Genomic DNA, 19739 nt, shown 5'->3' with positions numbered 1-19739 from the left:
CCATTGTGTGGAAAGATTTTCGCTGAATTACGATAGATTTTATCTAAAAAAAGGATAGATTCCTGCCGGATTGAGATAGAATAGCTATTCACTTTTCATAAACGGTACAAAAAAGGCAATCTCTTCACAGCTGCTGAAGAGAGATGCCGTTTGAAAGTTCATCATCAATAAAATGAATTGTTTCCTGAAAAATGAGATCCTGATCTAAATCCATTGTTGCGACGTGATAGGAATGGTGAAGGCATATATATTTCTTCATGCTGGATGAGACGGAATGGAATATTTCTTCAGAGCAGACCGGCGGAACGACATGATCCTCGACAGAATGAAACAGCAAAACGGGACAGGTGACCGATTTTAAAATAGATTTCGTTTTTTTCATTAGTTGCTGAAGCTGGTGGATTCCCTTCAATGGGACTTCTTTATAAGCGATTTCCTCGACGTTTTCACGCTTAATATCCGGTTTTCCTTCATAAAGGAAGCGCGGGCTGACCTCATTTTGATAGGGCTCATAACAAGGGACACAAAGAGCTGTATTGATGAGAATGATTCCGTCAACATGATTTTTGCTTGCAAGCTGAAGAGTAAGGGCGCCGCCCATTGACTGTCCGGCAGCATAAACCTTGCTGCACACCTTTTTCAGCCTGCGGCAGCCTTCTTCCAGGTTCTGAATCCAATCGGTATAAGTGCATTCCTCCATATCAAAAGGAGATGTCCCGTGGCCGTTCAATCTCGGGGCATAAACGGTGTAGCCTACATGTGCGAATTTGCGGCACAGATCTTCTACACTTTGCGGGGTGCCGTTAAATCCGTGGCATAGCAAGATTCCTTTTTCTCCGCCGCGGATAAAAATAGCCTCTGCACCTGGTATAACAGCAGGTTTTTGATTCATCGTTCCGCCTCCTTATGTCTGACTCAATCTATGATTCTATTCGTTTATCGAAAGTTTGAGGGATGTATGTTACAATTATTTAATAAATCCAATGTGTTTACTTGGTTTTAATATCATAACATTCACGGAAAATAATCGTCAATAACATTTGTTTTTTTATGGAATCCTTCATAGAAGGCTGAAAAAGATCAACGGAGGGATTAAAATGGGAAAATACAGTTATCTTTTACATTTGCAATGTCCAAAATGCCAGAAAACCTATTCAGCAGAAACCGAACAGCATTTATGCAAATGCGGATCACCGCTTCTTGCAAAATATGATTTGGAACTGTTGAAGTCAGAGCTGGAACGGGATGAGCTGAAAAATCGCCCGGAAAATCTTTGGCGTTATCATGAGCTTTTGCCTGTTAAAGAGAAGTCAAATGTTGTCTCAATGGGAGAAGGATATAGTCCTTTGCTGAAAACACCATCCTTAGGCCGGAAAATTGGCGTGGACGAGCTATATATAAAGGATGAGGGTCTTGTGCCGACAGGTTCCTTTAAAGCAAGGGGAGCAGCTGTCGGAGTTTCAAAGGCTAAAGAACTCGGCATTAAGCAGCTTGCCATGCCGACGAACGGCAATGCAGGTGCAGCCTGGTCTTTATATGCTGCCCGTGCAGGAATGGAATCGTATATTCTTATGCCTGTTGATGCACCGGTCGTAACAAGAAAAGAAACAGCAATTTCAGGTGCACATCTGTACCTTGTTAATGGTTTAATCAGTGATGCAGGCAAAATTGTTGCTTCACTTGTACAGGAGCATGGCTTTTACGATGCATCTACCTTGAAGGAGCCTTACCGTATTGAAGGCAAGAAAACGATGGGATATGAAATTGCAGAACAATTCAACTGGGAGGTTCCTGATGTCATTCTTTACCCGACTGGCGGTGGAGTTGGCATTATCGGAATCTACAAAGCTTTGAAAGAGCTGCAGGAGCTTGGCTGGATAAAAGAGGAAAAGCTTCCGAGACTGGTAGCCGTTCAAGCTGAGAACTGTGCTCCGATTGTAAAAGCGTGGGAAGAGGGCAAGAGTGAATCAGAGTTTTGGGAGAATTCCACTACGATAGCGTTTGGTATTAATGTTCCAAAAGCAATTGGAGATTTCCTTGTTTTGGAGGCGATGTATAAGACAGATGGCTGCGGTGTAACTGTATCGGAGGAAGAAATCCAAAAAGCCCAGAAGCTGACTGCAGAGCATGAAGGTCTGTTTATTTGCCCAGAAGGTGCAGCTGTAGTGTCAGCTGCTAAGGATCTAAAGGAAAAAGGCTGGATTAAGGATGGAGAAAAAGTGGTTTGCCTGAACACAGGCCAAGGCATTAAATATGCGGACAGCATTGAGGTGGATGTTCCGGTGCTTGAGCCGGGATCCAAACTTACGATTTAACTGCTGAAAGGTATAAATATATTAATCCACATAAAAGGGGCTGATCCAAAAGGACATCCTTTTGGTTTCAGCCCCTCATTAATGATTGATTAATCTTCAAGAATTTTATACATCAGCCGATGCATACCAATAGGTTTAATCTCAAATAATTCCCCAATCGCAAAGCAGCCCAGTTTCTCATAGTATCCAGATACTGATTCTCTGGCATTGCACCACCATGTACTTACATTTCTGCTTTTTAATATGCTTTCTGCATAGAATAATACAGAACTTCCTGCTTTTCTGTTTCTGTAACCAGGCATTGTAGCCATTCCTCTTAAGCGGTAATGGTTTTCTCCCGGAACATCAGGATGCTGTTCCTTCGAAAAGGAAGCAATGCTGATCAGCTTTTGTTCCACATAGGCTCCTGCATGAAAGCTGTCTGGATGGTCATTGAACTCGTATTTGCATTCTTCGATCGTTTGATTCGGCCTTAAAATTCTTTGCCGTATCTCAAAGGTTTTTTCGGGATCAATCTGCTTGATTTCCAGCATTTGAATTCTCCTCTCCAAATCGTCCTGTCTAGATGGGTAGTTCTTTTTACTTATGCTGAAGGCAGATTGCCATATAGAATATTCATCCTTTGTTAAGTTGTCTTAGTAATGGATGGATTATTTATAAGGGGCTTTGCGGGCGCTCTCTCTTTTCCCCCCGAGAATCTGTCTTCGTAATGATCGAACAGTAAAAATTTCTTTGTTACCATTCGATAGCCTTTTCGAGACGTTTGTAAACATGATAATGGTTATTCCTGCATAATTTCTCAATAAGAATCCTTTATACCTGAGTATATTGTCTTATTTAAAGAGTACGCATCGAACTTTCAGAGAATAGCATTTCACAGTAAATTGTGGTATAGTTCTTAGGATTCTAACAAAGTACGAAGAGGTTTAATTTATGAATATAAAACATGAAATAGATAAGCGAAAAACGTTTGCGATTATCTCGCATCCGGATGCAGGGAAAACCACATTGACAGAAAAGCTGCTTCTTTTTGGTAATGTGATTCGCTCTGCAGGTACTGTTAAAGGAAAAAAATCAGGAAAATTTGCTGCTTCTGACTGGATGGAAATCGAGAAAAAGAGGGGAATCTCCGTCACTTCCAGTGTAATGAGTTTTCCTTACCTTGATTTTCAGGTTAATATTTTGGACACACCGGGACATGAAGATTTCAGTGAAGACACCTACAGAACGCTAACCGCTGTAGATAGTGTTGTCATGATCATCGATTCTACAAAAGGTGTAGAGCCTCAAACGATTAAACTGTTTAAGGTTTGCCGTATGAGAGGTATTCCGATTTTCACTTTCATGAATAAGATGGACCGCGAAGGACGCGATCCTTTAGAACTGCTGTCAGAAATTGAAGAGGTTCTTGGTATTGAATCTTATCCGATGAATTGGCCTGTAGGCATGGGGAAACGGTTCCTCGGAATTCAGGACCGTCATGGCAAGAAGTTTGTCCGTTTCAGAGGGGATGAACAGGAGGAATTTATTCCGCTTATTGACCTCGCCTCAAAGGATGAGTACAAGGACATCAGAGAGCATCCGACTTACATTGATACGCTTGATGAGCTTGCCCTTGTTGAAGAAGCTGGAAACGAATTTGATGCAGAAAGGGTAAGATCCGGAGAATTGACACCTGTATTCTTTGGAAGTGCCTTATCCAATTTTGGTGTAAAAACCTTTTTTGATACGTTTCTTCAATTTGCTGCTTCTCCTCAGCCGAGAAGAACAAATGAAGGCGTTATTGCACCGGAAACGCCGGAGTTTTCCGGATATATCTTTAAAATACAGGCTAATATGAATCCTGCCCACCGGGACAGAATTGCTTTTCTTCGTGTTTGTTCTGGAGAATTTGAGCGCGGGATGAGCGTTACACTGACACGTTCCAACAAAGTCATTAAACTGACCCAATCCCAGTCCTTTATGGCCGGAGAGCGGGAAACGGTGGAGAAGGCTTACCCGGGTGACATCATCGGAATTTACGATCCGAATATTTACCAAATTGGAGATACGCTTGTATCCGGAAAGGATCGCTTTCAATATGATGAGCTGCCGCAGTTCCCGCCGGAAATGTTTAAAAAGGTACGCGCGAAAAACGTCATGAAGTCGAAACAGTTCAGAAAAGGGATCGACCAGCTTGTGCAGGAAGGCGCGATCCAGCTGTTCCGCCAGGATTCGACCGATGACATTATTCTTGGTGCAGTAGGACAGCTTCAGTTTGAAGTGTTTGAGCACAGAATGAATGCAGAGTACAATGTAGATGTTGAATTCATTACTCTCGGCGACAGAATTGCCCGATGGATTAATGGAGACAAAGTGGAAAAACGATTCTTTGACTCAAGAAGCATGCTTGTAAAAGATCGTTATGGCCAGTATGCAGTCCTCTTTGAAAATGACTTTACTTACCGCTATTTCAAGGAAAATCATAAAGAAGTGGATCTTATTGATTTGCTCGAAACGAATGATTATTCCGTTCAATAAAAGGAAGCTCTTTGCAGTGATGCAAAGGGCTTCTTGCTATATTAAATCATAACGCTGATTTGCTCTCTTAATGCTCTGATTCGTTCTGTAAACTCTGGAATCTCTTCTTCCTGCTTCCGGAGAAGCAAGAGGAGGGCCTCTAAAAGGACCTTTTGAGGTTCTTTTTTTAATATTTCCTGCTCTATGCTTTCAAGAGTTTGGATAAAACGAACATGGTCTAAGGCTGATACTTCTTTGCCAAGGCTGTCCAGTTCTTTCAAAATTTCTTCTTTCACTTGAATTTCCTTCTTGCTGCGATACTCAAGCAATTCCTTAACAAGCTCTTTTTTCAATAAAGGTGCATCTTCCGGATCAAAGCTTGCAACAATTGCGTCCATTCTTTTCATAATGTATGGGATAATGGCTTCTACATCAATTTCCCTTTCCTCAATCAGCAGGAGAAACATATATTCTTTCATTATTCCTGTCAGCATTGATACACAATCATACACATACTTTTTAGGCAATTCAGGATAAACCTTTTTTATTTTTTTCGCATACCACAGAAGTGATTCCGAGCGGGTTTTTAAAAGAAATTCATCAAGCTGCTCACTTATATTCATTTTGTATTCACTTAACAGAATATGAATGAACTCCTTGTGGCTGATTAAATCATGCAATTGCAAAGAAAGCTGTTCGATAAACTTTTCGCGGGGAGAAAGACTCTCTATATGTTCAAGCCTGCTGATTTTATCAAACAGTAAAGAATAATAGCTCCTAAAGGCAGAAACAATAAGATCCTCTTTTGATTTGAAATAGGTGTAAAAGGATCCTTTAGAAATTCCGCATTGCTCGGCTATTTCCTGAATCGAGGCAGCATGATAGCCTTTTTGAGCAAACAGTTTTACTGCTTCATCAATAATCAGTTTCTTTTTTTGATTCATGCTGGACACCTCTGGCAATATGTCATTCACTTCAAAATAATTTTCTGGTCATAATTGGATGACTAATCAGTCAATATTCATAAGTATATCCAAAAAAAGAACAAGTGAAAAGAATTAAGATGCAGCCCTAGTGCTTTTTACGATTTCACAAAATGTTAACATCCTTCTAGTTGAATAAATGGAAATTTTTCATTATAGTTTGAATAATGACCAAATGGTCATTTTATATTTGAACAGGAGGTCAGTATGAATAAAATTATTGGTTTTTCCCTAACAAATAAGCTCGCTGTATGGTTAATCACAATCATCATTACGGCAGCAGGGCTTTATTCAGGATTACATATGAAGATGGAAACTTTGCCGAGCATCAATTCACCTGTGGTATCAATTACAACTGTTTATCCGGGTGCTGCCCCTCAGGATGTACTTGATAAAGTATCAAAGCCAATAGAACAAAAGGTAAGCAATCTTCCTGGTGTTGACACAGTCAGCTCCACCTCTTTTGCCAATGCCTCAAGTATTCAGATTGAATACAGTTTTGACAAGAATATGGACAAAGCCGAACAGGAAGTTAAAGATGCACTAGGCACTTTAACTTTTCCTGATGGCGTGCAGGATAGCAAGGTTTCACGCTTAAGCTTTGATGCTTTTCCGGTTATGTCCATGAGCCTTTCTTATAACGGGAAAAATCTTGAGCAGCTTACCAAGCTGACAAACGATGAAATACTGCCTAAATTAGAGGGAATTGAAGGTGTTTCAACAGTAGGATTATCCGGCCAGCAGGTCGAAAAAGCGACCTTAACTTTCAATGATAAAAAAATGAAGAAGCTTGGCCTGCAGCAGGAAACAGTCGAAAATATTATAAAAGGCTCAAATGTAAATGTACCGCTCGGTTTATATAACTTTTCCGATAAGCAAAAAGCCCTTGTGATTGACGGGAAAACAGCAAACGTAAAAGATTTTGAAAATCTAAGAATTCCTGTTACACCTTCTGCAGGCCAAAGTTCTGGCCAAGGCATGCAGGGTGGGCAGTCTTCTTCTCAAGGTCAAGGACAGGGACAGCAGGGCAGTGCCGGAATGGCAAGCGGAACCCGGGGTGCAGCGAACGGTCAGAAAGCACCTGGACAAACAGCACCAGCCCAAAGCGGACAGGTTCAGCAGGCACAGGCCGCTCAGCCAGCTGAAATTCCTACTGTTAAGCTTTCTGACATTGCCACTATTAAAGTGGAAGGAAAAGCGGATTCCATTTCCAGAACAAATGGCAAGGAATCCATCGGCATTCAAGTAACAAAATCAACGGATGCCAATACAGTTGATGTAGTAAATGCTGTAAAGAAAGAAATGAAAAATTACGAAAAGCAATATGACGGTCTAACGTTTAATACGATTTTTGATCAAGGGCAGCCGATTGAAGATGCGGTTCACACAATGCTGAACAAAGCGATTGTGGGAGCTATTTTCGCCGTGCTGATTATCCTTCTGTTCCTTAGAAGCTTTAAGTCAACGATCATTTCCGTTGTATCCATTCCGCTGTCACTTCTGATTGCTGTTCTATTGCTGAATCAGATGGATATCTCGCTGAACATAATGACACTTGGGGCAATGACAGTTGCAATTGGACGTGTAGTAGATGATTCTATTGTTGTAATTGAAAACATCTATAGAAGGATGTCTTTAACAAATGAGAGATTGAAAGGCAGAGAGCTCATCCAAGCAGCAACAAGGGAAATGTTTATGCCGATTATGTCCTCAACAATCGTTACGATTGCGGTATTTTTACCGCTTGGGCTTGTAAAAGGTCCTGTTGGGGAATTGTTCCTTCCATTTGCGTTAACAATCGTATTTGCATTGCTCGCATCTCTTCTTGTGGCAATTACAGTCGTACCCGCAATGGCAGGTTCTCTCTTTAAAAAAGGATTAAAAGTAAGCCATGATGAAGACAAGCCTGGAAAATTAGCACAAGGATACAAAAATATCCTTAACTGGTCACTGAACCATAAGCTGATTACTTTTTTGATTGCAGTGGCTCTTCTTGCAGGAAGCTTGTTCCTGGTTCCTCAGATCGGCGTCAGCTTTATCCCATCAGAAAAGCAAAAAATGATTATTGCCACATACAGCCCGGCCCCTGGTGAAAAAGAAGATGATGTAGAAAAGCTGGCAGGCAAAACTGAAAAGTACTTTATGGATAAAAAAGCGGTTAAAACAGTCCAGTTTTCTGTTGGCGGTGAAAACCCGATGAAACCGGGTGCCAGCAATGAAGCTTTGTTCTTTGTGAATTATCAAGATAATACGAAGAACTTCGAAGCAGAAAAAGATAAGGTATTAAAAGAATTAAACAATCAGTCAAGCGGCGGGGAGTGGAGCTATCAGGATGTCAGCTCCAGCGGTTCCAGCAATCAGACAACATTAAATGTTTATGGAGAAAGCCTGACTGACATTAAGCCGGTAGTTGATAAAATTGAAGGCATTATGAAGGATCAAAAGAATCTGACCAATGTCGCCAGCAACATTTCTGAAGCCTATGATCAGTACACACTTGTACCGAATCAGGCAAAATTAAGCAAACTGGGTCTGACAGCAGGGCAAATAGGCATGGAATTGTCCAATACAGGCCAGCAGTCTGCGCTGACAACAATTAAAAAGGACGGCCAGGATGTTGAGGTATCCGTCGAAATGAAAAAGAATGAATTCTCAACGCTCGATGATTTGAAAAACCGTAAAATCGAAACACCCCTTGGCCGTGAAGTGGCATTAAAAGATGTCATGGATATTAAAACAGGAAAATCACCGGATACCATCAATACAAAGGATGGAAAAATCCATGCTGAAGTATCAGCCGATATTAAAACCGATGATGTCGGAAAAGTATCTTCAGACCTTCAGAAAAAAGTGAAGGAATTAAAGCTTCCAAGCGGCGTAACGGTTGATACTGGCGGAGTAACACAGCAAATTAACGATTCCTTTTCACAGCTTGGCCTGGCTATGCTCGCTGCCATTGCGATCGTTTATTTGATTCTTGTCATTACGTTTGGCGGGGGTCTTGCACCGTTTGCCATCCTATTCTCGCTGCCGTTCAGTATTATCGGCGGATTAATAGGACTGCTGATTGCCAAGGAAACCATCAGTATTTCCGCTTTAATCGGAGCATTGATGCTGATCGGTATTGTTGTTACCAACGCGATCGTGCTGATAGACAGAGTTATTCATAAGCAAAGAGAAGGTCTTGATGTTCGTCATGCACTGCTTGAGGCAGGCACAACAAGACTCCGTCCAATTCTGATGACAGCCATTGCAACAGTAGGAGCCCTTATCCCGCTTGCAATCGGAAAAGAAGGAGGAGGCCTCATTTCAAGAGGACTCGGAATTACCGTTATCGGCGGATTAACAAGCTCCACTTTGCTTACGCTAGTCATTGTCCCGGTTGTATATGAGTTTCTTTCAAAGCTTGGACGAAAAGACAAAAAGAGAAAAATAGCAGAAGAAAAATAATGTTATAGAAGACCGGCTCCCTTTGGAGGAGACCGGTCTTTTTGTTTTTTATATGGCTCATTTCTTAAACATTGTTTTTTATTCTAAATAAGTCATTTTAGAACATAGTACAACTGCTTATTTTAAGAAAAAATGCCCCGAACCTAATGATTATTATGTTTGTTTTTAAATCCTTATAAATGGCATATGTCATTTGTATAAAACTTTTTGAAAGTTCTCCTAATTTAGATAAAAAGCAACTAAGATAAAGTAAAGAGTCTGAAGAGAAGGAAAAGAGGAGTGACGTAAAATGCGTTCCATCGAACAGGGAAAAACGCTATCTTATAGGCCAGGAGGCTGGTATTTAGGCGAAAAGCCGACGGATTTGGATCCTGAAAAACCTCCGATCGTTTTTGTTCATGGATTTCATAATTCTTCATTTGAATGGTGGAAAGAAAACGACATGTATGACCTGGCATTTGAAAATGGCTATCAAACTGCTTTTGCAGAATTATTTCCTGCTGAAAGCAATTGGGTAAATGGAAAACTGCTTTCAAAGCAGCTCAGAGCCATATCAAAATATTTTGGCCAAAAGGTGATGGTTGTTGCTCACAGCAAAGGCGGAGTAGATACACAAACCGCAGCCGTTTATTACGGAGCGTATAAATATATTGCAAATTTGATAACCTTGTCCCCCCCATTTTACGGATCGCAGTTGGCGGATTTGGCATACAGCGGCTGGACAGACTGGCTGTCCGAATTTATTGATACAAGAAATGGAGCCATTTATTCACTCCAAACAGGGAATATGGCAAATTTCAGAAAACAGACAGATCAATCAACCAACACCTTGAAGAATCAAATCTTAACTCTCGCAGGCAATGAGTGGGGCACTTTTGGAACATCAACATTCTGGGGAGGCATTTTCTTATCACAATTCGGTGATAATGACGGAGCCGTAACGGTGAAAAGCACCCGCTTGCCATATAGTAATGAAATTAAAACTGGTCCCTGGGACCATTTCACCATTAAGCAAGGCAGTTCAACCTTTCATTTGTTTGAGCCATATTTATCAGAGAATAAAAAAATCGGCAGAAAAACCTCAATTGAAACGTATGAAAATCAGTCAGAAGCAGCTCATTATTTTAAAGGAGGAAAGTTTGAAGGAGTAACAGAACACATCCTTCATGTCGAGAACGGCGTTAGAAAATTGCATACTGACTGGCTGAGCAGCAGCAAACAAATTGAAATCAAACTAATCAGCCCGTCTGGAATATCCTATGATCCTTCATCTGTTGCACGTGATCACCAATTTTTTAAAGATGCCTTCCATCATTTTTTTGTCATAGACCTCCCTGAACAGGGAGAGTGGAGAGTTGAAGCGAAAAGTGAAAAAGAATCTGCTTTTTTGCTGAATGTTCATTTTGACAGTGATCTGAATCGGAAAATTAACCCGGAGCGCTTTTATAGCGAGCGTCTTTTTGTGCTTGCTTCAGAAAGAGCGGGGGAAAATATAAAAATGAAGGCACACATTAGCCATTACCATAAAGGAAAGCTGAAAAAAACGATTCAGCTAGAATATGGGAAATTGGATGTCAGTCAAGAGTACCCCCTTAAAAAGAAAGGGTATTACATCATTTCTATAGATCTATTTGGTACAACCGAACAGGGAGAAGCTTTTCAGCGCTCCATTCTGCATACGGCCTATGTGGATCAGAAGGCAATAAAAAAGAGGTAATAAAATGTAAACCCAGCAATAAACCAATTTTAGGTGAGGAGAGGATGGAGATTCCACAAACTGTAAAATTGCCGAGTAAGAGACTATAAGAGATAAAAAAGGAGGGTGTCCCAAATGCAACCGTTTTTTGGGACACCCTCGCTCTCGTGGTGACATTTTAAATAAAGGCTCAAAGCCTTAGCTGCTTTTCTTGTTAAATTTTCTAAATGAACAAAAATCCCTCCTTAATGTTTTTTGAATGGGATTTAGGTGAAATAAAGTAATAGAGAAATTTTTCGGGAGGTAATGCATAGTGACGATAAAAGCTTGTTTATTTGATGCATACGGAACGCTGTTCGATGTTTATTCCGTTAAACAAAAATGTGAAGACATGTACCCGGAAAAAGGGGAGCAGATCAGTTTGGACTGGAGAGAAAAGCAGCTTGAGTATGCTTTCTTAAGGCAAATTCTTCAGAAATACGAACCATTTGATCAAATTACCGAAAGAGCATTGCGGGCAGCCCTTGATCTTCATCAACCGGACTATCAAGAAGAAGATGTGAAAAAATTGACTGCTGCTTATGAGGAACTCACGCCATATGAAGAAACAAAACAAGTGCTTTCAGACCTCGATGTGGATCAGGTTTTCATTTATTCTAACGGAACGTCTGGAATGCTTGAACCGCTGTTAAAAAATAATGGCATGGAAAGTCTGATCGGAATAATCAGTGCAGATGAGGCGAAACAGTACAAGCCGGCTCCTGCAGCTTATCAATACGCTCTCGAAAAGCTTGGGCTGAACAAGAAAGAAGTGCTGTTCGTTTCCTCCAACCAATGGGATATTGCGGGTGCTTCAAGCTTTGGTTTTCAAACGGCATGGATTAACCGCAAAGAAGAACCGGTTTCACAGCTTGGTTTCGAACCTGACAAAATATGCAGCGATCTTAATGGATTGCTCTAATAACAGAAAACTCCTGCCATGAAAAATACGGCGGAAGTTTTTTGCTTGGGCAGGGGATGTATCTTTCGGGAAAATCTGAACACCTGAACAGGTTGTGGATACAGCAATGGACGCATTAAGCGAAGGGAAAAGCTATGTCATTGATGGAAAACAAAATCATCTGGCAGCTATGCTCCCAAGGTTCACTACCAGAACTTATATCACCAAATTTGTTTCCGGCTTCATGAAGAGAAAAGCAGCGAAGAAGTAGGGGTGTGGGTTTAGAACATGCATGACGATTAGATTCGCTGCATCTTTTCTAAAAATTCCCGGTTAAATTTTGCCTTACGTTCTAAATGAATGAAATAACAGCAAAATTAAGAAAACGCAAAGATAGTAGGACACAGACCAGAAAGAGATTATAATAGAAGAAGGAACATAAACAATCACCAAAAGAGGTGAAAATGATTGATTTGGAAAATGATTGTGTCACTGACAATGCCCTTTATTCTGGTTGTTCTTTTTACCCGCGTTACGTACAGCCATTACATTGGAACATTGCTGACAGTTGCCCTGCTGCTTGCATCCTACTATAAAGGGTATACACATACATGGGGAGTTGCCTTTTTTGATCTTGCATCCCTGATCGCAGGGTTTTTGTACGCGAGAAGAATGAAAACAAGGCTAAAAGCATAGAGTCAAGCCGGCATAAAGGCTTGGCTGTTTTTTATTCTCTAAGTCTTTAGTTTCCGCAATGGCAAGAACGGGCAAAATAAGATTATGAGGTTTTTAATTGAAAAAACCAACGATTATTGATTAAATAAATTGGGAAAATTTAATACGAACTATAGTTCGTATTTTTGGTATTTCAGCTTAATAGTGTGATAAAATGGAAACAAGATATTTGACCCGAAATGGAGGCTTGGGCGTGGAAGAACGATTTGAACTAGTCTCAAAATACAAACCTGAAGGGGACCAGCCGAAAGCGGTAAAGGCCCTTGTAGAAGGAATAAAGCAGGGCAAGAAGCATCAAACACTTCTTGGTGCAACAGGAACGGGGAAGACATTTACAGTTTCCAATGTTATTCAGGAAGTGAACAAGCCTACGCTCGTTATTGCCCATAATAAAACACTTGCAGGACAGCTTTACAGTGAGTTTAAAGATTTTTTTCCAAACAATGCTGTAGAGTACTTTGTCAGCTATTATGATTATTACCAGCCGGAGGCGTATGTGCCTTCTACAGATACATTTATTGAAAAGGATGCAAGCATCAATGATGAAATTGACAAGCTGCGCCATTCAGCGACTTCTTCGCTGTTCGAGCGGAAGGATGTTATTGTCATTGCCAGCGTTTCCTGCATCTACGGTTTAGGTTCACCTGAAGAATACAGGGATCTAGTGGTTTCCCTAAGAACAGGAATGGAAATGGAGCGCAATAAGCTGCTCCACCGTCTTGTTGATGTCCAGTATGCGAGAAATGATATGGACTTTAAGCGAGGGACCTTCCGGGTTAGAGGAGATGTAGTGGAAATTTTCCCAGCATCAAGAGATGAGCATTGTCTTCGAATTGAATTTTTCGGCGATGAAATAGACCGGATACGTGAAGTGGATGCATTAACAGGCGAAATTCTGGGAGAACGGGATCATGTTGCCATTTTCCCTGCCTCCCACTTCGTAACCCGGGAAGAAAAAATGAAAATTGCCATAGATAACATTGAAAAAGAGCTGGAAGAACAGCTTATTAAAATGCGCGAGGAAGGCAAGCTCCTTGAAGCTCAGCGGCTTGAGCAAAGAACAAGATATGATTTGGAAATGATGCGCGAGATGGGATTTTGTTCAGGCATTGAAAACTATTCCAGACATTTGACTCTCCGCCCTCCAGGCTCTACGCCATATACGCTGATTGATTATTTTCCGGATGATTTCATGATTGTTGTGGATGAGTCTCATGTTTCACTTCCACAGGTAAGAGGAATGTTCAACGGTGACCAGGCGAGGAAAAGGGTGCTTGTAGACCATGGCTTCAGGCTTCCTTCTGCAATGGATAACCGTCCGCTGCGTTTTGAGGAATTTGAACAGCATATGAAAAACATGATCTATGTATCTGCAACCCCAGGACCTTATGAAATGGAGCATACTCCTGAAATGATTGAGCAGATCATCCGTCCGACTGGACTGCTTGATCCGCCTATTGATGTCCGTCCGATTGAAGGCCAGATTGACGATTTGATCAATGAAATACAGGCAAGAGTGGAACGGAATGAGAGGGTGCTTATTACAACCCTTACGAAAAAAATGTCTGAAGATCTTACTGTTTATTTGAAGGAAATCGGTATTAAAGTGAATTACCTCCATTCCGAAATCAAAACACTGGAACGGATTGAAATTATCCGTGATTTGAGACTTGGAAAACATGATGTTCTTGTAGGAATCAACCTTTTAAGGGAAGGGCTAGATCTGCCTGAGGTTTCGCTTGTTGCAATACTCGATGCAGACAAGGAAGGTTTTCTCCGCTCTGAAAGATCGCTTATTCAAACGATCGGAAGGGCAGCCCGGAATGCGAACGGGCAGGTTATCATGTATGCCGATAAGATGACCAAGTCCATGGAGATTGCTATAAATGAAACAAAGCGCCGCCGGGAAATCCAGGAGGCTTACAATAAAGAACACGGAATCACGCCGACTACAATACAAAAAGAAATCCGCGATGTGATCCGGGCAACGATTGCTGCTGAGGAGACAGAGGAATACGAAACTACGCCGAAAAAGCTTCAAAAGATGACGAAGAAGGAACGCGAAAAAGTGATCGAAGGAATGGAGCAGGAAATGAAGGAAGCAGCAAAAGCGCTGAATTTCGAACGTGCTGCAGAATTAAGAGATTTACTATTAGAGCTGAAAGCGGAAGGATGAACAAACTATGTCTATTGAAAACATTATCGTGAAGGGAGCAAGGGCGAATAATCTGAAGAATATTGATGTAACCATCCCAAGAGACAAGCTGGTTGTTATGACTGGTTTGTCCGGCTCGGGAAAATCTTCCTTGGCGTTTGACACCATCTATGCGGAAGGCCAAAGAAGATACGTAGAATCTCTTTCAGCCTATGCAAGACAGTTTCTTGGCCAGATGGATAAGCCGGATGTCGATTCTATTGAAGGGCTTTCCCCTGCTATATCAATCGATCAGAAAACAACAAGCAAAAACCCTCGCTCAACTGTTGGAACGGTTACAGAAGTATATGATTATCTCCGTCTGCTTTTTGCACGTGTCGGGCGACCGACCTGTCCGAATCACGGGATTGAAATCACATCCCAGACAATCGAGCAAATGGTTGACCGCATTGTAGAGTATCCTGAAAGAACAAAGCTCCAGGTTCTTGCGCCAATTGTATCTGGCCGAAAAGGGACACATGCAAAGGTTTTGGAAGACATCAAAAAGCAAGGCTATGTACGTGTACGTGTAGACAATGAACTAATGGAGCTTGCTGATGAGATTGAATTGGAAAAAAACAAGAAGCATTCTATTGAGGTTGTTATTGACCGGATCGTTATTAAAGAGGGAGTGGAAGCACGCCTGAGCGATTCCTTGGAAACAGCGCTAAAGCTTGGATCCGGTAAAGTAGTGATTGATGTGATCGGGGAAGAGGAGCTTCTTTTCAGTGAGGATCATGCCTGTCCGATTTGCGGATTTTCAATCGGAGAACTGGAACCGAGAATGTTTTCCTTTAACAGTCCTTTTGGGGCTTGCCCTGAATGCGATGGACTTGGTTCGAAGCTTGAAGTAGATCTCGACCTGATTGTACCGAATAAGGAGTTAACGTTAAGGAAACATGCTATAGCTCCATGGGAGCCAACAAGCTCGCAGTATTATCCATCTCTTCTCGAGGCAGCCTGCAATCATTTCGGTATTGACATGGATGTTCCCGTGAAAGATCTGCCTAAAGGCCAGCTCGATAAAATTCTTTATGGCAGCAAGGGTGAAGATATCTATTTCCGCTATAAAAATGACTTTGGACAGGTTAGAGAGGGCTATGTTGAATTTGAAGGTGTAGTCGCTAATGTTGAAAGGCGCTTTAAGGAGACGAGCTCCGATTACATCCGCGAGCAAATGGAAAAATACATGGCTCAGCAGCCATGTCCTACCTGTAAAGGCCACCGCCTGAAACGAGAGTCCATGGCAGTTCTGATTAATGGGCGCCATATTGGTGAAACAACCGTTCTTGCTGTTCATGAAGCACTCGACTTTTTTGATCAGCTGGACTTGACCGAAAAAGAAGTCCAGATTGCACGCCTTATTTTAAGAGAAATTAGAGAGCGGCTCGGTTTTTTAAATAATGTGGGTTTGGATTATCTTACTTTGAGCAGGGCAGCAGGTACGTTATCCGGAGGCGAAGCACAGCGTATTCGTCTTGCCACCCAGATTGGTTCAAGACTGACAGGGGTTCTCTACATTCTGGATGAGCCTTCCATCGGACTTCATCAGCGTGACAATGACCGTCTCATTGATACACTGAAAAGCATGAGAAGCATAGGGAATACCCTCATCGTTGTTGAGCATGATGAAGATACGATGATGGCTGCTGACTATTTAATTGATATCGGCCCAGGGGCCGGGATTCATGGCGGAAATGTCATTTCAGCAGGAACGCCTGAACAAGTAATGAAGGATAAGTCCTCTCTCACAGGCCAGTATTTGTCAGGCAAGAAGTTTATTCCGCTTCCTTACGAAAGAAGGAAACCGGATGGCCGCTACATTGAAGTAAAAGGTGCAAAGGCCAACAACCTTAAAAATGTTTCAGTCAAGTTTCCGCTTGGCACGTTTACGGCCGTTACAGGCGTATCCGGATCAGGGAAAAGTACACTGGTAAATGAAATTCTCCATAAATCGCTTGCCCAAAGACTTCACAATGCGAAAAGCAAGCCGGTAGAACATAGAGAAATTAAAGGGATTGATCATTTGGATAAGGTAATTGATATCGATCAGTCTCCGATCGGAAGAACACCTCGTTCCAATCCGGCTACCTATACAAGTGTCTTTGATGATATCAGAGATGTTTTTGCATCCTCAAACGAGGCAAAGGTAAGAGGCTATAAAAAAGGACGTTTCAGCTTTAATGTAAAAGGCGGACGCTGCGAGGCCTGCCGGGGTGACGGAATCATTAAAATTGAAATGCATTTCCTCCCAGATGTATATGTGCCATGTGAAGTTTGTCACGGAAAACGATATAATCGCGAAACACTTGAAGTGAAATACAAAGGGAAAAACATTGCAGAAATTCTTGAAATGACGGTAGAAGATTCGCTCTCATTTTTCGAAAATATTCCTAAAATTAAACGCAAGCTTCAAACTATTTTTGATGTAGGTCTTGGCTATATCACACTTGGGCAGCCTGCAACTACTCTTTCTGGAGGAGAAGCACAGCGGGTTAAGCTTGCCTCTGAACTTCATCGCAGATCTACAGGCAGATCAATGTACATTCTGGACGAGCCGACAACAGGTCTTCATGTGGACGACATTTCAAGACTGTTGAAAGTCCTTCAAAGACTCGTGGAAAATGGCGACACCGTTCTTGTCATCGAGCATAATCTGGATGTCATAAAAGCTGCCGATTATCTAATTGATTTAGGACCTGAAGGAGGAAATGGCGGTGGAGAAATTCTGGCAACAGGCACACCGGAAGACATCGCTAAAGTAAAAGAATCCTACACTGGCCGCTATCTTAAACCGATTCTTGAGCGTGACCGCGATCGAATGGAAAAGTTGATACAAAATAAAGAAGCAGTAGCGAAGTAGTATGCTCCTTGAAGCCCTGAAATGGTGAGTCATTTCAGGGTCTTTTTATATGGCTGTTCAGAGAATGTTGCTATCCTATTGGTCTAGAACAAACATGAAGATAAGCTTCGTGGCATCTTTTCTTAAAATTCGCCGTTTTATTTCCGCTTTACATTCTCTTAAATGAATGGAAATTTATTCAGAATGAAACTCTTGTTTTTCTCATACGTATTATTGGTTAATCCCTTTGCAGTTAAGTTAATGGATCGATTATCGTTAATGTTGAGAATAAATTTCACTTCAACATGCAGGTAATGTGGGTCTCTTTCCAGTATAAGTAGGTAAGAGGCATCGCCGGGAGGTTTGGACAATGAAGGAAGAAAGAAAACGGATATTAAAGCTGGTTAAAGAGGGCAAGCTGACGGTAGAGGAAGCCCTCTCACTGATTGAAACGCTAGAAGATGAAAAAGGAGAGAAAATGAAGAAAGTCAATCTCTCGAAAGAAGATCATTTCCAGGAGCATTTTTATGAAGAGGCAAAACCAAAGCAGTCATCTGTAGGAGCAAAGCTGACAGAGTGGATAGACACAGCTGTCAAAAAAGTGAAAGAACTAGATATTGATGTAGCATTTGGCAGCTATCTGGATGTTCATCATGTTTACCAGTTTTCAGCTCTTCAGCTGAATGAGCTGGATATTGACATTCCTTATGGTAGTGTGAACGTTAAACCGTGGAATGAATCGGATGTACGGGTAGAATGCGATGCAAAGGTGTATCGGGTAAACAGCATGGAGGAAGCCCGGAAAGTTTTCTTATCAAATGCGGAATGCTATCCGGAAGGAAATAGGCTTGTTATGCGAACCGAAAAGAAAGGAATGAAGATTAATTTAACCTTTCATGTGCCGCAGAAAGTCTATGAAAAGGCAAAATTTAAACTGTTTAGCGGAACAATTCGAGGGGAAAATTTATCTTTAAAGGATCTCAAAGCGAAAACAGCAAATGGGGTCATTTCCTTTACGGGACTGTTCGGAGAAAAAGCAGATTTCGAGACAGCCAATGGACAAATCAAGCTGGCTCACCATCATATGAAACGTGTTGAGGCTGAAACCATCAATGGAATGATTGATGTGAGCGGTGAGAGTGAAAGACTTGATTTGCAGAGCTTTAGCGGGAACATTCTTGTTCATGAGCTAAGCCCTGCCAGTACAGCCATTTTTGCAAAAACGGCAACTGGCAGTATTGAGCTCCAGCTCCCGCCTCAAGTTGCTGTAAGCGGGGAAATTAAAACAAATTTGGGGGCCCTTCATCCTCATTTAAATCAGATGGAAATTGTCAGTGAAAAGAATGAAACCATCCAAAAGGAGCTGCGTTTTAGGGCTAATGCGGCCGAAGAGGGGCAGCTGACCGTATTTGGTGAAACAAAAACAGGTTCAGTGACTGTGAAACATATGTTGAGGTGAAAAATATGAAGAGATTATATCGATCAAGAAAAGACAGGAAACTTGGAGGTGTACTGGGAGGCTTATCAGATCTCATAAGCATCGATGCGACCATACTGAGGATTTTATTTATTATCCTGTTCGTCTTTACCGGCTTTTTTCCGTTGGGGCTAATCTATATTATTTGGCTTTTTGTCGTGCCAAATGAAGAGGATTTGCGCCGTGGTTAGGTGGATCATCAGTATTTTGGTGAATGCCCTTATACTGATTGTGGTAGCAGGATTTTTTAAGGATTCTTTCTATTTAAGCGGGATCCCTGCCGCCATACTGGCAAGTTTTATTCTTTCCATCGTAAACTTGCTCGTAAAGCCTATTCTTATCCTTTTAACACTGCCGGTAACGATTTTAACTTTAGGATTGTTCCTTTTTGTCATCAATGGGATTTCATTATGGATTACCCAAGCTGTTATGGGGGATTCCTTTAATATTAGCAGCTTCAGTACAGCTATACTCGCTTCAGTCGTCATATCGCTGCTTCACCTGCTTATACAAAAAGGCATTCTGGAACCGATGCAAAAGAAAAAATAAGCAAGAAGCTTGAGGGACACGGCCCTCAAGCTTTTTATTGCTGATGAATTTCCTTGATA

General features: G+C 41.5%; 15 protein-coding genes. 12 read left to right on the top strand and 3 right to left on the bottom strand.

What is annotated here, in order from left to right; all coding sequences use genetic code 11:
* Nucleotides 1–124: 124 nt before the first annotated feature.
* Nucleotides 125–892 carry an alpha/beta hydrolase gene (locus tag ACOT8F_RS07725; protein WP_421651042.1) on the bottom strand — a complete coding sequence of 256 codons (768 nt, stop codon included), beginning with the start codon at nucleotides 890–892 and terminating at the stop codon, nucleotides 125–127.
* 205 nt (nucleotides 893–1097) lie between these two features.
* On the opposite strand from ACOT8F_RS07725, the gene ACOT8F_RS07720 reads away from it, so the two are divergent.
* A complete protein-coding gene (locus tag ACOT8F_RS07720) occupies nucleotides 1098–2315 on the top strand; it encodes a threonine synthase (protein WP_421651040.1) in 1218 nt (405 codons plus the stop codon).
* Between the two features lie 89 nt (nucleotides 2316–2404).
* Here the strand turns inward: ACOT8F_RS07720 and ACOT8F_RS07715 are convergent, their stop codons facing one another.
* Entirely contained in the window at nucleotides 2405–2848 is a 444-nt protein-coding gene (locus ACOT8F_RS07715; RefSeq protein ID WP_421651038.1) for a GNAT family N-acetyltransferase, read from the bottom strand.
* Nucleotides 2849–3248: 400 nt separating this feature from the next.
* Between ACOT8F_RS07715 and ACOT8F_RS07710 the strand changes: the two genes are divergently transcribed.
* Nucleotides 3249–4835, top strand: a complete 1587-nt coding sequence (locus ACOT8F_RS07710; protein ID WP_421651037.1) for a peptide chain release factor 3 — start codon at nucleotides 3249–3251, stop codon at nucleotides 4833–4835.
* 41 nt (nucleotides 4836–4876) lie between these two features.
* Here the strand turns inward: ACOT8F_RS07710 and ACOT8F_RS07705 are convergent, their stop codons facing one another.
* Complete coding sequence (locus ACOT8F_RS07705) at nucleotides 4877–5758, bottom strand: TetR/AcrR family transcriptional regulator (protein ID WP_421651035.1); 882 nt, start codon at nucleotides 5756–5758, stop codon at nucleotides 4877–4879.
* Between the two features lie 246 nt (nucleotides 5759–6004).
* On the opposite strand from ACOT8F_RS07705, the gene ACOT8F_RS07700 reads away from it, so the two are divergent.
* The 10 genes from ACOT8F_RS07700 (at nucleotide 6005) to ACOT8F_RS07655 (ending at nucleotide 19680) form a co-directional block, all read left to right on the top strand.
* On the top strand, nucleotides 6005–9247 hold the full coding sequence (locus ACOT8F_RS07700; RefSeq protein ID WP_421651034.1) for an efflux RND transporter permease subunit: 3243 nt from the start codon (nucleotides 6005–6007) through the stop codon (nucleotides 9245–9247).
* A 289-nt stretch (nucleotides 9248–9536) separates the two neighbouring features.
* Nucleotides 9537–10964 carry an esterase/lipase family protein gene (locus ACOT8F_RS07695; RefSeq protein WP_421651033.1) on the top strand — a complete coding sequence of 476 codons (1428 nt, stop codon included), beginning with the start codon at nucleotides 9537–9539 and terminating at the stop codon, nucleotides 10962–10964.
* Between the two features lie 292 nt (nucleotides 10965–11256).
* On the top strand, nucleotides 11257–11904 hold the full coding sequence (locus tag ACOT8F_RS07690; protein ID WP_421651031.1) for a haloacid dehalogenase type II: 648 nt from the start codon (nucleotides 11257–11259) through the stop codon (nucleotides 11902–11904).
* A 106-nt stretch (nucleotides 11905–12010) separates the two neighbouring features.
* Entirely contained in the window at nucleotides 12011–12154 is a 144-nt protein-coding gene (locus ACOT8F_RS07685) for a hypothetical protein (RefSeq protein WP_421651030.1), read from the top strand.
* A 200-nt stretch (nucleotides 12155–12354) separates the two neighbouring features.
* Nucleotides 12355–12579: a DUF2198 family protein gene (locus tag ACOT8F_RS07680; RefSeq protein ID WP_421651482.1), complete on the top strand. Its 225-nt coding sequence runs from the start codon at nucleotides 12355–12357 to the stop codon at nucleotides 12577–12579.
* A gap of 232 nt (nucleotides 12580–12811) precedes the next feature.
* Nucleotides 12812–14794 (top strand): excinuclease ABC subunit UvrB, encoded by a 1983-nt coding sequence (uvrB, locus tag ACOT8F_RS07675; protein ID WP_421651028.1) that lies wholly within the window; start codon nucleotides 12812–12814, stop codon nucleotides 14792–14794.
* Nucleotides 14795–14801: 7 nt separating this feature from the next.
* Nucleotides 14802–17675, top strand: coding sequence for an excinuclease ABC subunit UvrA (uvrA, locus tag ACOT8F_RS07670; RefSeq protein WP_421651026.1), 2874 nt, complete (start codon nucleotides 14802–14804; stop codon nucleotides 17673–17675).
* 349 nt (nucleotides 17676–18024) lie between these two features.
* Nucleotides 18025–19113: a DUF4097 family beta strand repeat-containing protein gene (locus ACOT8F_RS07665; RefSeq protein WP_421651025.1), complete on the top strand. Its 1089-nt coding sequence runs from the start codon at nucleotides 18025–18027 to the stop codon at nucleotides 19111–19113.
* A 5-nt stretch (nucleotides 19114–19118) separates the two neighbouring features.
* Nucleotides 19119–19322, top strand: coding sequence for a PspC domain-containing protein (locus tag ACOT8F_RS07660; protein ID WP_421651024.1), 204 nt, complete (start codon nucleotides 19119–19121; stop codon nucleotides 19320–19322).
* The gene (locus ACOT8F_RS07655; protein ID WP_421651023.1) at nucleotides 19315–19680 is read left to right on the top strand and encodes a phage holin family protein; all 366 of its coding nucleotides are present in this window, start codon (nucleotides 19315–19317) and stop codon (nucleotides 19678–19680) included. The genes ACOT8F_RS07660 and ACOT8F_RS07655 overlap by 8 nt, the downstream gene beginning before the upstream one ends.
* Nucleotides 19681–19739: the final 59 nt, after the last annotated feature.

Origin of the sequence: Chryseobacillus diguaensis (genome assembly GCF_049220665.1) — a bacterium.
Classification (GTDB): domain Bacteria; phylum Bacillota; class Bacilli; order Bacillales; family Bacillaceae; genus Metabacillus_B.
The sequence above is the reverse complement of the archived record's forward strand: the minus strand, read 5'-3'. Positions and strand labels throughout refer to the sequence as shown.

What these genes read in the sequence shown, in the direction of transcription:
- ACOT8F_RS07725 (WP_421651042.1), bottom strand. Translation starts at nt 892, where the DNA reads ATGAATCAAAAACCTGCTGTTATACCAGGTGCAGAGGCTATTTTTATC.
- ACOT8F_RS07720 (WP_421651040.1), top strand. Translation starts at nt 1,098, where the DNA reads ATGGGAAAATACAGTTATCTTTTACATTTGCAATGTCCAAAATGCCAG.
- ACOT8F_RS07715 (WP_421651038.1), bottom strand. Translation starts at nt 2,848, where the DNA reads ATGCTGGAAATCAAGCAGATTGATCCCGAAAAAACCTTTGAGATACGG.
- ACOT8F_RS07710 (WP_421651037.1), top strand. Translation starts at nt 3,249, where the DNA reads ATGAATATAAAACATGAAATAGATAAGCGAAAAACGTTTGCGATTATC.
- ACOT8F_RS07705 (WP_421651035.1), bottom strand. Translation starts at nt 5,758, where the DNA reads ATGAATCAAAAAAAGAAACTGATTATTGATGAAGCAGTAAAACTGTTT.
- ACOT8F_RS07700 (WP_421651034.1), top strand. Translation starts at nt 6,005, where the DNA reads ATGAATAAAATTATTGGTTTTTCCCTAACAAATAAGCTCGCTGTATGG.
- ACOT8F_RS07695 (WP_421651033.1), top strand. Translation starts at nt 9,537, where the DNA reads ATGCGTTCCATCGAACAGGGAAAAACGCTATCTTATAGGCCAGGAGGC.
- ACOT8F_RS07685 (WP_421651030.1), top strand. Translation starts at nt 12,011, where the DNA reads ATGGACGCATTAAGCGAAGGGAAAAGCTATGTCATTGATGGAAAACAA.
- uvrA (WP_421651026.1), top strand. Translation starts at nt 14,802, where the DNA reads ATGTCTATTGAAAACATTATCGTGAAGGGAGCAAGGGCGAATAATCTG.
- ACOT8F_RS07665 (WP_421651025.1), top strand. Translation starts at nt 18,025, where the DNA reads ATGAAGGAAGAAAGAAAACGGATATTAAAGCTGGTTAAAGAGGGCAAG.
- ACOT8F_RS07660 (WP_421651024.1), top strand. Translation starts at nt 19,119, where the DNA reads ATGAAGAGATTATATCGATCAAGAAAAGACAGGAAACTTGGAGGTGTA.